The 13039-nt window shown below is 66.6% G+C and carries 9 protein-coding genes and 2 rRNA genes; 8 read left to right on the top strand and 3 right to left on the bottom strand.

All coding sequences use genetic code 11. The features are described 5' to 3' along the window. Positions 1–300: 300 nt before the first annotated feature. From I2W78_RS20840 to I2W78_RS20815, 6 genes are all read left to right on the top strand, one after another. Positions 301–609: a hypothetical protein gene (locus tag I2W78_RS20840; protein ID WP_004000049.1), complete on the top strand. Its 309-nt coding sequence runs from the start codon at positions 301–303 to the stop codon at positions 607–609. Between the two features lie 210 nt (positions 610–819). Further along, a complete protein-coding gene (locus tag I2W78_RS20835; RefSeq protein ID WP_196461783.1) occupies positions 820–1641 on the top strand; it encodes a hypothetical protein in 822 nt (273 codons plus the stop codon). Further along, entirely contained in the window at positions 1631–2959 is a 1329-nt protein-coding gene (locus I2W78_RS20830; RefSeq protein ID WP_196461782.1) for a hypothetical protein, read from the top strand. The genes I2W78_RS20835 and I2W78_RS20830 overlap by 11 nt, the downstream gene beginning before the upstream one ends. Then, positions 2956–4512: an SCO6880 family protein gene (locus I2W78_RS20825; RefSeq protein ID WP_196461781.1), complete on the top strand. Its 1557-nt coding sequence runs from the start codon at positions 2956–2958 to the stop codon at positions 4510–4512. The genes I2W78_RS20830 and I2W78_RS20825 overlap by 4 nt, the downstream gene beginning before the upstream one ends. Before the next feature lie 14 nt (positions 4513–4526). After that, positions 4527–5936 carry an ATP-binding protein gene (locus I2W78_RS20820; RefSeq protein ID WP_196461780.1) on the top strand — a complete coding sequence of 470 codons (1410 nt, stop codon included), beginning with the start codon at positions 4527–4529 and terminating at the stop codon, positions 5934–5936. A 22-nt stretch (positions 5937–5958) separates the two neighbouring features. Then, on the top strand, positions 5959–7416 hold the full coding sequence (locus tag I2W78_RS20815) for a type VI secretion protein (protein WP_196461779.1): 1458 nt from the start codon (positions 5959–5961) through the stop codon (positions 7414–7416). Between the two features lie 2 nt (positions 7417–7418). Here I2W78_RS20815 and I2W78_RS20810 read toward each other — a convergent pair whose 3' ends face one another. Beyond that, a complete protein-coding gene (locus I2W78_RS20810) occupies positions 7419–7982 on the bottom strand; it encodes a GNAT family N-acetyltransferase (protein WP_196461778.1) in 564 nt (187 codons plus the stop codon). Between the two features lie 92 nt (positions 7983–8074). Between I2W78_RS20810 and I2W78_RS20805 the strand changes: the two genes are divergently transcribed. Together I2W78_RS20805 and I2W78_RS20800 are read left to right on the top strand one after the other, a co-directional pair. Continuing rightward, positions 8075–8959, top strand: coding sequence for an ATP-binding cassette domain-containing protein (locus I2W78_RS20805; protein ID WP_196461777.1), 885 nt, complete (start codon positions 8075–8077; stop codon positions 8957–8959). Next, on the top strand, positions 8956–9618 hold the full coding sequence (locus I2W78_RS20800; protein WP_196461776.1) for a response regulator: 663 nt from the start codon (positions 8956–8958) through the stop codon (positions 9616–9618). The genes I2W78_RS20805 and I2W78_RS20800 overlap by 4 nt, the downstream gene beginning before the upstream one ends. A gap of 57 nt (positions 9619–9675) precedes the next feature. Here I2W78_RS20800 and rrf read toward each other — a convergent pair. Together rrf and I2W78_RS20790 are read right to left on the bottom strand one after the other, a co-directional pair. Beyond that, positions 9676–9792 (bottom strand): 5S ribosomal RNA (gene rrf, locus I2W78_RS20795). Between the two features lie 70 nt (positions 9793–9862). After that, positions 9863–12981, bottom strand: a 23S ribosomal RNA gene (locus I2W78_RS20790). Positions 12982–13039: the final 58 nt, after the last annotated feature.

Below are 13039 nucleotides of genomic sequence, written 5' to 3'. Positions count from 1 at the left end.
ACCGCAGAACCCGGAAATCACGGGGAACATCGGCACGACCACTCACCCCACCCACCACCCGAACCGGGCCGGGTCGTAAAGAGGCTCAACGACGGCACCACACCACAGGTTCCGCTCCCACCTCGTTGCCCGGCGTGACCTGCCGTGATACACAGAGTGACGATACGAGGTATTCGTACGAAACCCGCCAAGCAATGACGCCAAGTCGACATACGACGGCGCCGTTGTCAGCGAGAATGAGGCCTGACCTCTGCGCACCGCAGGGGACTGCGGAACTACCCAACAGGGGCGGTGACTTACATGCTCTTTGCGGCCGACAAGGGAGACATCAACACCATCATCGGCGGGATCGCTCCGGACTGGGGCCCCTTCGGCAGCCTGGGCAACGAGGCCAAGGTGATGATCGAGGTGGTGATGGCGGTCGCCATCCTCATCTGCCTCGGCATCGCCATCTGGGGGGCGGCCAAACAGCGCATCGGCGCGACGGCCCTCCGGGACACCTTCAGCGCGGAACAGGGCAAGGGCCTCATCATCGCCGGCCTCACCGGAGTCTTCATCATCGGCTCCCTCGGCACGCTCTTCACCATCGTGTACGGCATGGCGGTGTAAGACCCCGACCACGTCCTCTCCGGGCGCGCCCGGTCCCCCTCTACCCCACCCGCCCGTCGTGCCCACCGGCTGAGGTTGCGTTTCCCCCATGTCCCTGATGTCGAGTCACCACACCGCGCCCGCGTGGGAACCATCGCGGCTACCGTCGTACACCTACACGGTGTTTCGGTACGACGGTCTCCGCTACGACATCGAGGGGGCGGGCGCGGCATGAGTCCCGGGGACGAACACGAGGCCGCCGGCGGTTACGCCGGCACCGGGCACACCCGTACCCGACTGCCCGACAACGAGCCGTACGGCGCCCGACGCGGGGGCCGCAGCTCCTCCCGGAGCCTGGTCACGGTGGTCGGCGTGGTGGTCCTCCTGATCGCCGCGATCGCATTCGCCAACCGCGGAGGAGACGACTCCACTTCAACGGAGGAAAGCGCCTCGGGCCCGGAGGCGACGTCCACGGCGGCCAGCGGGGAGCGGCCGGTGGACTCCAAGTCGGGCGGTGTTCCGGCCGGGTTCGGCCATGACCGGCAGGGAGCGGAGAGCGCGGCGGCGAACTACGCGGTCGTACTGGTTTCGGCGGACTTCCTCAAACCCGTCCGGCGCACCGAGATCGTCCGGCAGGTCTTCGTCGCCGACAAGCAGGCCGCGCTGGAGGGCAAGTTCAACCAGACGTACTCCAAGGAGTTCCTGAAGAACGTCGGGCTGGACGCGAAAGGCAACGCGACCGCGGGCAGCACCTATGTCTCGCGCACCATGCCGATCGGCACCAAGGTCACGACCTACTCGGACACCGGGGCAACGGTCGAGGTCTGGTGCACGGGAGTGTTCGGCACCACGGGTGAACGCTCGACCAACCCGGTCACCAGCGACTGGTTCACCATGACGCTTCAGCTGCGCTGGGCGGACGGGGACTGGAAGATCGAGAGCTTCTCCCAGGAGGACGGCCCCGCGCCCGTTCCCGGCGACGACAGGGCGTCCAGCGCCGACGACATGGCCAAGGCCGTCGAGGAGTACGGAGGCTTCACTTATGCCCGGTAGCCAGCGCCGCGCGCTCCAGGTCGCCGCCACCCTCACCGCCGTACAGACCGCCGTTGTCCTGTTGGCCACACGTGCCGTCGCGGCGCCCACGCCCACTCCCTCGCCGTCCAACGACAACTGCGACCTCCTGTCGGGCCAGGTCAGGGAGTTCTGCGAGAGCGACACGGGCGACAACAGCGGCACCAGCACCCCCTCCCTGGACCCCACCTCCACCCTCGACCCCCTCTCCTCCCTCGCCAAGGGCTGCGCGGACGCCGCCTCCTGGACCATCGACAAGCTCAGCGCGGCCGTGCGGGACACCGCGAACGTCGACTTCACGAACGACAAGTTCCTCCAGCAGTACGCAGTCGTCTTCGCCGCCTCCACCATCCTCACCCTCCTCCTGTGGCTCCTCGCCGTGGCCAAGCGGGCCGTAAGAGGCGTCCCCCTCACCACCGCCATCGGCGAAGCCATCGGCTTCCTCTGGCTCACCGTCCTGGCCTCCGCCTTCACCCCCCTGATCCTCTACACGGTCGTCTCCGCCACCGACGGCGTCTCCGACGTCCTCGCGTCGGCCACCGGCGACCAGACGGACGCCTTCTTCGGCAACTTCTCCGGCGCCCTGAAGAAGGGCGAGGACATCGGCGGCGGCCCGATCATGCTGATCGTCGTCTCTCTGGTCAGCATCCTCGCCGCCGGCGTCCTGTGGCTGGAGCTCGTCATCCGCGCCGCCCTGCTCTACGTCGGCGCCCTCCTCGGCACCGTCGTCTACGCGGGCCTGGTCGACAAGAACCTGTGGGGACACGTCCGCCGCTGGGCCGGCATCATGATCGCGGTCATCCTGGTGAAGCCGGTCATCGTCATCGTCCTCGGCCTCGCCGGCGCGCTCTCCGCCGACGACGGCCCCGACGCCTTCTCCGCCGTCGTCTCCGGCCTCGCGATCATCCTGCTCGCCATCTTCGCGTCCGCGATGATCTACCGCTTCGTCCCCGGCTTCGGCGACGAGATCGCGGGCTCCCGCAACAACCGCATCATGCAGAACGCCGAAGGCAAGGCCGCCGCGGTCATCAGCTCCCCCGCGACCCTCGTCGCCCAGGGCATCAAGACCCACAGCACCCGCGCGGACAACAACGGCCAAGCCCAGTCCGGCGGCAGCCCCCGCCCCGCCAACCAGGCCTCCGGCGGTGTCGCCGCCCACAGCTCCCGCCCCTCGACCGGTGGCGGCGGACCTGTCCCCTCCGCCGCACCCGCGCCGCGCTCCTCCAGCCCGGTCAACACACCCCACGCCAGCAACACCCGCAACAGCAGTAGCAATCGCTCAGGAGGTGACGGGCGTTGACGACCGAGTCCCATCTGTCCCATCCGGTCACGCCCCGCCGTACATATCTGATCGGCCGCGCCCGGCCGAACGCGATCGTCGGCCGGAATCGAGAGACCGGTGAGATCGCGCTGATCATCGCGGGCGCGTTCCTCGGCATGATGTGCGGTCTCCTCGTCCCGGTGCTGTCCCTGCGGATCGTGCTGCTCATGGGCTTCCCGCTGCTCGCGCTGGCCGCGGTCTACGTGCCGTACAAGCACCGCACGTTCTACAAGTGGTTCGAGGTCAACCGCAGCTACAAGCGCACCCTCCGCCACAACGCCACCTACCGCTCCGCCGCCATCGAGGCCGGTACACGGCTCGACGGGCGTGAGGTCGAGATCGGTCCGCCCCCCGGCATCGGCCGCATCACCTGGCTCGCCGCACCCTTCGGCCCCGACGAGATCGCCGTACTGCTGCACGCGGACCGCAAGACCGTCACCGCCGCCATCGAGATCGAGGGCCCCGGCGTCGGCCTGCGCGACAGCGAGGACCAGGAAGCCCTCGTCGACCGCTTCGGCACCCTCCTGAAGCACGTGGCGAACGGCGACGGCTTCGTCACCCGCCTGCAGATGCTCGCCCGCACCCTCCCCGCCGACCCCGACGCGCACGCCAAGGACGTCGCCGTACGCGGCGACGACCGCGCACCGGCGTGGCTGCAGCAGTCGTACGACCAGCTGCAGTCGATGGTGTCGACGAGCAGCGAACAGCACCGCGCGTACCTCGTCGCCTGCATGCACTACAACCGCGAACTGGCCGCCGAGGCCCAGGCCATGGCCCGCGCGGCCCGCCCGCACGGCGGCAAGGTCGACCGCGACGCCGGTCTCGCGGTCGTCATGGCCCGCGAGCTGACCGACATCTGCTCCCGCCTCCAGGAAGCCGACATCCGCGTACGCCAGCCCCTCGGTCAGGGCCGGCTCGCCTCGCTCATCCACTCCATGTACGACCCGGACCACCCGATCGACCACATCCAGGCGATGACGAAACGCAACGCCTGGCCGGCCGAGCTGGACGCCACCGAGCCGACCTTCCTCCAGGCCAAGACCCGAGAGTCGTCCACGCGCGCGCCGTGGTGCCATGCCACCGCCTGGGTCAAGGAGTGGCCGATGACCCCCGTCGGCGTCAACTTCCTGGCCCCCCTCCTCGTCCACACCCCGGACGTCATCCGAACGGTCGCCGTGACGATGGATCTCGAACCCACCGAGGTAGCCATCGAACGTATGTTGACCGAGAAGACGAACGACGAGGCCGAGGCATCCCGCGCCGCCAAGATGAACCGCACCGTCGACCCCCGCGACATCGCCGCCCACAACCGCCTCGACCAGCGCGGCGAGGACCTCGCGAGCGGTGCGGCGGGCGTGAATCTCGTCGGCTACATCACGGTCTCCTCGCGTTCCCCGGAGGCACTGGCCCGCGACAAGCGCACGATAAGGGCGTCGGCCGGAAAGTCGTATCTGAAGCTGGAGTGGTGCGACCGCGAGCACCACCGGTCCTTCGTGAACACGCTCCCGTTCGCCACCGGAATCCGAAGGTAGGGGTTGATGCCCTGATGCGGGACCCGCTCTCCGCAATCACCGAAGCCTTCACGTCCTTCCTGTTCGGGAAGGTGGAGACCACGCGGCTGCCGGTGCGCACCTCCACGGGCCAGGCGCAGGCGGTCTACCTGCCCACCGCCGCCCCCGGCCTCGGCGACTCCGGCGTGATCATCGGCCGCGAGGTCTACTCCGGGAAGGGCTACATCTACGACCCCTTCCAGCTGTACGGCCAGCAGCTCCCGGCCCCGCACTGGCTGGTCCTCGGCGAGTCCGGCAACGGCAAGTCGGCCCTGGAGAAGACGTACGTCCTGCGCCAACTCCGCTTCCGGGACCGCCAGGTCGTCGTCCTCGACGCCCAGGGCGAGGACGGCGTCGGCGAGTGGAACCTGATCGCGCAGGAGCTGGGGATAACACCCATCCGCCTGGACCCGATGGCCGCCCTGGACCACGGCATCCGCCTCAATCCGCTGGACCCCGCCATCACCACCACCGGCCAGCTTGCCCTCCTGCGGACCATCATCGAGGTCGCGATGGGGCACGGGCTGGACGAGCGTTCCGGCTTCGCCCTCAAGGTCGCGCACGCCTACGTCAACGAGACGATCGTCGAGCGGCAACCGGTCCTTTCGGACATCGTGGAGCAGCTACGGCACCCCGAGCCGGAGTCGGCCGAGTCGATGAACGTCGACATAGACGACGTACGGGCGTGGGGCCTGGACGTGGCGCTGGTGCTGGACCGTCTGGTCGACGGTGACCTGCGCGGCATGTTCGACGGCCCGACGACGGTCGGCATCGACCTCGACGCCCCGCTGATCGTCTTCGACCTCTCCCACATCGACCGCAACTCCATCGCCATGCCCATCCTGATGGCGATCGTCGGCGTCTGGCTGGAACACACCTGGATCCGCCCCGACCGGAAGAAGCGCATCTTCCTGGTCGAGGAGGCCTGGCACATCATCAACAGCCCGTTCGTGGCACAACTGTTCCAGCGCCTGCTGAAGTTCGGCCGCCGACTGGGTCTGTCGTTCGTGGCCGTGGTCCACCACCTGTCCGACGTCGTGGACGGGGCGGCGGCGAAGGAGGCCGCGGCGATCCTGAAGATGGCCTCGACCAGGACGATCTACGCCCAGAAGGCGGACGAGGCGCGGGCGACCGGCCGGGTGCTGGGTTTGCCCAGGTGGGCGGTGGAAATCATCCCCACGCTGACACCGGGCATCGCGGTGTGGGACGTCAACGGCAACGTCCAGGTCGTCAAACACCTGGTCACGGAGACGGAACGCCCCCTGGTCTTCACCGACCGCGCGATGACCGAGTCCGCCTCCGACCTCCCCGACGACGCGCTGCGCGCCGCCGAGCTGGAGGCCGAGGAGCGGGCGGCGGCGTTCATGGAACAGCACCTCGGCGACTCCGAGTCGACGGTGGCGTAAGACGGTGGCGTAAGGGGACGGCGTGAGAGCGGACGACCACCGGCGGGAAGCCCAGGGCGGCATCCCCGACGGCCTGCTGATCGGCATACTCGCGTTTCTGCTCGGCATGACCCTGCTGGTCTGGACGGCCACGGGCCTGGCGGCCTGGTTCGCGACCGGGGCGTGGCCACCGGGCGTGACGTTCACCCGTACGCCCCTGGCCATGCGCCACCTCATCGCCGAGCCGCACGACATCACCGGCGCCTGGCCGGACACCCCGGGAGCACAGCTCTCGGGGTACGGGCTGTTCTGGGGGCTGTTCATCGGCCAGTTGATGGTGCTGTTCGTGCTGAGCATGTTCGTGATGGGGACGGTGGCGCGGTGGAAGGCGGGGCGGGTACGGCGCCGGGCGACCCCGCGGCAGGCACCGGCCCCGCAGCAGGCACCGGCAGCGGCGTCGGCCCCTGAGCCGCCGACGCCGCACGAGGTCCCGACGCCGAGGAGCCCGGAACCCACGGAGGCGAGACCCGAAGAACCGGAGGCGGAACCACTGCGCGCGAGCGCACGGGTGGGCGGATGGGAAAAGATCCACATTACGACCAGGGAAAGCCGCCAGACAACCGCGACCGAGGCGATCCGGGACGCGGACGGCCCCACCCTCGTCGTCACCTCGAACCCCACCCTCTGGCAGGAAACCAAGGACGCCAGATCCAAGCTGGGCCCGACCCTCCTCTACGACCCCACCCACACCTGCGACACCCCGGCCCGCCTCCACTGGTCCCCCACCACCCACTGCGAGGACAAGCAAACGGCGACAGCAAGAGCCGCCGCCCTCCTCACCCCCGTCCGCCCCACCTCCCGCCTCGACCAAGCCGTCAGCGACACCGCCGAGACCCTCCTGCGCAGCTACCTGCACGCCGCGGCCCTGGACAACCGCACCGTCCGCCACGTCCACCGCTGGTCCCAGGGCACCCAGATCCAGGAAGCGGTACGCGTCCTCCGTACCCACCCCAAGGCAGCCCCCGGTGCCGCGGGCGAACTCGAAGCCGCCCTCACCGCACACCCCGACCGCCGGGACATGGCCCACGAGTTGACCGCCCGTGCCCTCTCCGCGCTCTTCACGGTCAACATCCGCGAGTCCTGCACACCCAACCGACCCGACACCCTCGCCCTGGATTCCCTCATCGCCGAAGGGGGCACGCTTTATGTGGTCGGTGAATCCATCGAGGACCCCCGGACGAACCCGGGCGCGATGCCCCTGCTCACCGCGCTCGTGTCCAGCGTGGTCGAGCGCGGCCGGCGCATGGCCGAACGGTCATCCTCCGGTCGGCTCGACCCACCACTCACCCTCGTCCTCGACGACGTCGCGGCGGTGGCCCCCATCCCCCAACTCCCCTGGCTGCTGGCCTCCGGAGCCGACCAGGGCCTGCCCACCCTGGCCCTCCTGCGCTCCCGCGAACAGGCCCGCACCCGTTGGCCGCACGACGAACTGCCGGTCTGACGTCACCCTCGTTCGAGGACGAACTCCCGCTCACAGGCGTCCGGTTGACCGGCCAGCGGCACAGTCAGCCCACTGGCCTCGAATCCCAGCTTCCGGTAGAAGGCCTGCGCCCGACCGTTCTCCTCGTGCACGATGAGCCGCACCCGCTCCAGCCCCCGCGCCCAGCACCACTCCAGGGCCTCGTCGAAGAGCAGCTCGGTCAACCCGCAGCCACGAAGCTCCGGCCGCATGTACACGCCCACGACATGCCCCTGCCGCCGCTCGACGGGGAACCCGGCCCAGTCCGTCGTCCCCGGTTCCTCGACCAGCACGGTCAGCGTCCCGACCAACGCCCCGTCCGGCCCCTCGGCGACCACCTGCCGAGCCCCGGCCTGCCCCTGAGCGGCCCGCTCGGCCCGCTCCCGCCAGAACGACTCCGGCCGGGCCACCGCCTCCTCGTACGTCTCCAGGAAGGCGATCCGCGCCACCGGATCCCGCAGCGCGGCCAGCCGCAGCTCCCGCATCGCCGGCCACTCCTCGGCACGCAGAGACCGGACGACGTACCGCTCTTCGGCGCTGATGCTCATGAGCCCACCGTAGTACCCGGGTACGACAGCCCTCCTCCGAATACTGCCCACGGTCCGACGCCCCGGGCCCCCGCGCGGCCGACGATCGAAACATGATTACGGCCCAGCAACTCACCAAACGCTATGGCGACAAGACCGTCGTCACCGACCTGTCCTTCACCGTCCGCCCGGGCACCGTCACCGGCTTCCTCGGCCCCAACGGCGCCGGCAAGTCCACCACCCTGCGCATGATCCTCGGCCTGGACGCCCCCACCCGCGGCCACGCCACCATCGGCGGACGCGCCTACGCCGCCCACGCCGCGCCCCTCACTGAGGTCGGCGCGCTGCTGGAGGCCCGCTCGGCCCACCCGGGCCGCACGGCCCACCCGGGCCGCACGGCCCACCCGGGCCGCACGGCCCACCACCACCTGACAGCGCTCGCCCTCACCCACGGCATCCCGCGCAGCCGCGTCACCCACGTCCTGGACCTGACAGGCCTGTCGGACGTGGCCGGCCGCCGGGTCAAGGGCTTCTCCCTCGGCATGGGCCAACGCCTCGGCATCGCCGCGGCCCTGCTCGGCGACCCGGCCACGGTCATCCTCGACGAACCGGTCAACGGCCTGGACCCCGAGGGCGTCCTGTGGATCCGCACCCTTCTGAAGTCGCTGGCCTCACAGGGCCGTACGGTCTTCGTCTCCTCCCACCTGATGAGCGAGATGGCCCTCACCGCCGACCACCTGATCATCGTCGGCCGAGGCCGCCTCCTGGCCGACACCACGGTCGCGGACTTCGTACGGGACTCGGGCGCGGGCACGGTCAGGGTCGTCACCCCGGACGCCGCCGCCCTCGCACGCCTGCTCGCCGCCCCCGGCGTCGACATCACCACCGACACCCCGGGCACCCTCCGGATCCGCGGCACACTCGAAGCCGGCCCACTCCCACACCCCGACCAGGGCTGGCGCATCCACCTGCACCTCCCGGAGGAACCCCCGCAGTGACCACCGTCCTCATCGCCGACGACCAACCCTTGCAGCGCTTCGGCTTCCGCATGCTGCTGGAAAGCCAGGACGACCTGACGGTGCTGGGCGAGGCGACGAACGGCGGCGAGGCGGTCCGTATGACGGCCGAACTCCACCCTGACGTCGTCCTGATGGACGTCCGCATGCCCGGCCTGGACGGCATCGAGGCCACCCGCCGCATCACCGCCACCGGCGACCGCACCCGCGTACTGATCCTCACCACCTTCGACCTGGACGAATACGCCTACGCCGGCCTCCGCGCCGGCGCCTCCGGCTTCCTCGTCAAGGACGCCCAGCCCGAGGAACTCCTCGCCGGTATCCGCGCGGTGGCCACCGGCGACGCGGTGGTGGCCCCCAGCCTCACCCGCCGCCTCCTGGACGCGTACGCCCACCACCTCCCGACCCCCGAAACCCACCCGGAGCCGGACCCCCGCCTCGCTCCCCTCACGGACCGCGAACGCGAAATCCTCACGGTCATCGGCAAGGGCTGGACCAACACGGAAATCGCCACGCGCCTGCACGTGGCCGAGTCGACGGTGAAGACGCACGTCAGCCGCATCCTGGCGAAGACAGGATCGAGGGACCGCATCCAGGCGGTGATCCTGGCGTACGACACGAAACTGGTGAGCCCGTCCTGAAGACCCCTGAAATGCAGAAAACCCCGCATCCGAAGATGCGGGGTTTCCCCAAAAATTGTTCGGCGGCGTCCTACTCTCCCACAGGGTCCCCCCTGCAGTACCATCGGCGCTGTAAGGCTTAGCTTCCGGGTTCGGAATGTAACCGGGCGTTTCCCTCACGCTATGACCACCGAAACACTATGAAACTGACAACCGGAAACGGCTGTTCGTGGTTTCAGAACCAACACAGTGGACGCGAGCAACTGAGGACAAGCCCTCGGCCTATTAGTACCGGTCAACTCCACACGTTACCGTGCTTCCATATCCGGCCTATCAACCCAGTCGTCTACTGGGAGCCTTACCCCATCAAGTGGGTGGGAGTCCTCATCTCGAAGCAGGCTTCCCGCTTAGATGCTTTCAGCGGTTATCCCTCCCGAACGTAGCCAACCAGCCATGCCCTTGGCAGAACAACTGGCACACCAGAGGTTCGTCCGTCCCGGTCCTCTCGTACTAGGGACAGCCCTTCTCAAGACTCCTACGCGCACAGCGGATAGGGACCGAACTGTCTCACGACGTTCTAAACCCAGCTCGCGTACCGCTTTAATGGGCGAACAGCCCAACCCTTGGGACCGACTCCAGCCCCAGGATGCGACGAGCCGACATCGAGGTGCCAAACCATCCCGTCGATATGGACTCTTGGGGAAGATCAGCCTGTTATCCCCGGGGTACCTTTTATCCGTTGAGCGACGGCGCTTCCACAAGCCACCGCCGGATCACTAGTCCCGACTTTCGTCCCTGCTCGACCCGTCGGTCTCACAGTCAAGCTCCCTTGTGCACTTACACTCAACACCTGATTGCCAACCAGGCTGAGGGAACCTTTGGGCGCCTCCGTTACCCTTTAGGAGGCAACCGCCCCAGTTAAACTACCCATCAGACACTGTCCCTGATCCGGATCACGGACCCAGGTTAGACATCCAGCACGACCAGACTGGTATTTCAACGACGACTCCACACGAACTGGCGTCCGCGTTTCAAAGTCTCCCAGCTATCCTACACAAGCCGAACCGAACACCAATATCAAACTGTAGTAAAGGTCCCGGGGTCTTTCCGTCCTGCTGCGCGAAACGAGCATCTTTACTCGTAGTGCAATTTCACCGGGCCTATGGTTGAGACAGTCGAGAAGTCGTTACGCCATTCGTGCAGGTCGGAACTTACCCGACAAGGAATTTCGCTACCTTAGGATGGTTATAGTTACCACCGCCGTTTACTGGCGCTTAAGTTCTCAGCTTCGCCCCACCGAAATGGAGCTAACCGGTCCCCTTAACGTTCCAGCACCGGGCAGGCGTCAGTCCGTATACATCGCCTTACGGCTTCGCACGGACCTGTGTTTTTAGTAAACAGTCGCTTCTCGCTGGTCTCTGCGGCCACCCCCAGCTCCGGCAGCAAGTGCCGTCACCGGATGTGGCCCCCCTTCTCCCGAAGTTACGGGGGCATTTTGCCGAGTTCCTTAACCATAGTTCACCCGAACGCCTCGGTATTCTCTACCTGACCACCTGAGTCGGTTTAGGGTACGGGCCGCCATGAAACTCGCTAGAGGCTTTTCTCGACAGCATAGGATCATCCACTTCACCACAATCGGCTCGGCATCAGGTCTCAGACACATGCCAGGCGGATTTACCTACCTGACGTCCTACACCCTTACCCCGGGACAACCACCGCCCGGGATGGACTACCTTCCTGCGTCACCCCATCACTCACCTACTAACCGCTTGGTCCGGCGGCTCCACCACTCCGTGCTTGTCCGAAGACGCACACGGCGGTTTCACGGCCTTAGCATCACGATGCTCAGTGTTTGACGCTTCACAGCGGGTACCGGAATATCAACCGGTTATCCATCGACTACGCCTGTCGGCCTCGCCTTAGGTCCCGACTTACCCTGGGCAGATCAGCTTGACCCAGGAACCCTTAGTCAATCGGCGCAAACGTTTCTCACGTTTGTATCGCTACTCATGCCTGCATTCTCACTCGTCAACCGTCCACAACTCGCTTACGCGGCTGCTTCACCCGGCAGACGACGCTCCCCTACCCATCCATACACCCGTTGGGGCTACTGTACGAATGACACGACTTCGGCGGTACGCTTGAGCCCCGCTACATTGTCGGCGCGGAATCACTTGACCAGTGAGCTATTACGCACTCTTTCAAGGGTGGCTGCTTCTAAGCCAACCTCCTGGTTGTCTGTGCGACTCCACATCCTTTCCCACTTAGCGTACGCTTAGGGGCCTTAGTCGATGCTCTGGGCTGTTTCCCTCTCGACCATGGAGCTTATCCCCCACAGTCTCACTGCCGCGCTCTCACTTACCGGCATTCGGAGTTTGGCTAAGGTCAGTAACCCGGTAGGGCCCATCGCCTATCCAGTGCTCTACCTCCGGCAAGAAACACACGACGCTGCACCTAAATGCATTTCGGGGAGAACCAGCTATCACGGAGTTTGATTGGCCTTTCACCCCTAACCACAGGTCATCCCCCAGGTTTTCAACCCTGGTGGGTTCGGTCCTCCACGAAGTCTTACCTCCGCTTCAACCTGCCCATGGCTAGATCACTCCGCTTCGGGTCTTGAGCGCGCTACTGAAACGCCCTATTCGGACTCGCTTCGCTACGGCTACCCCACCCGGGTTAACCTCGCAACACACCGCAAACTCGCAGGCTCATTCTTCAAAAGGCACGCAGTCACGAGATACAGCAAGCTGCATCCGACGCTCCCACGGCTTGTAGGCACACGGTTTCAGGTACTATTTCACTCCCCTCCCGGGGTACTTTTCACCATTCCCTCACGGTACTATCCGCTATCGGTCACCAGGGAATATTTAGGCTTAGCGGGTGGTCCCGCCAGATTCACACGGGATTTCTCGGGCCCCGTGCTACTTGGGTGTCTCTCAAACGAGCCGCTGACGTTTCGACTACGGGGGTCTTACCCTCTACGCCGGACCTTTCGCATGTCCTTCGCCTACATCAACGGTTTCTGACTCGCCCCACGGCCGGCAGACCGTGGAAGAGAGATCCCACAACCCCGCATACGCAACCCCTGCCGGGTCTCACACGCATACGGTTTGGCCTCATCCAGTTTCGCTCGCCACTACTCCCGGAATCACGGTTGTTTTCTCTTCCTGCGGGTACTGAGATGTTTCACTTCCCCGCGTTCCCTCCACTTGCCCTATGTGTTCAGGCAAGGGTGACAGCCCATGACGACTGCCGGGTTTCCCCATTCGGAAACCCCCGGATCAAAGCCTGGTTGACGACTCCCCGGGGACTATCGCGGCCTCCCACGTCCTTCATCGGTTCCTGGTGCCAAGGCATCCACCGTGCGCCCTTAAAAACTTGGCCACAGATGCTCGCGTCCACTGTGCAGTTCTCAAACAACGACCAGCCACCCATCACCCCG

The sequence above is a fragment of the Streptomyces spinoverrucosus genome (genome assembly GCF_015712165.1).
Lineage (GTDB): Bacteria > Actinomycetota > Actinomycetes > Streptomycetales > Streptomycetaceae > Streptomyces > Streptomyces spinoverrucosus_A.
This window is presented reverse-complemented; position numbering and strand designations above follow the sequence as displayed.

Coding starts and splice junctions, on each gene's coding strand:
- I2W78_RS20840 (WP_004000049.1), top strand. CDS start 301: ATGCTCTTTGCGGCCGACAAGGGAGACATCAACACCATCATCGGCGGG.
- I2W78_RS20835 (WP_196461783.1), top strand. CDS start 820: ATGAGTCCCGGGGACGAACACGAGGCCGCCGGCGGTTACGCCGGCACC.
- I2W78_RS20830 (WP_196461782.1), top strand. CDS start 1,631: ATGCCCGGTAGCCAGCGCCGCGCGCTCCAGGTCGCCGCCACCCTCACC.
- I2W78_RS20820 (WP_196461780.1), top strand. CDS start 4,527: ATGCGGGACCCGCTCTCCGCAATCACCGAAGCCTTCACGTCCTTCCTG.
- I2W78_RS20810 (WP_196461778.1), bottom strand. CDS start 7,982: ATGAGCATCAGCGCCGAAGAGCGGTACGTCGTCCGGTCTCTGCGTGCC.
- I2W78_RS20805 (WP_196461777.1), top strand. CDS start 8,075: ATGATTACGGCCCAGCAACTCACCAAACGCTATGGCGACAAGACCGTC.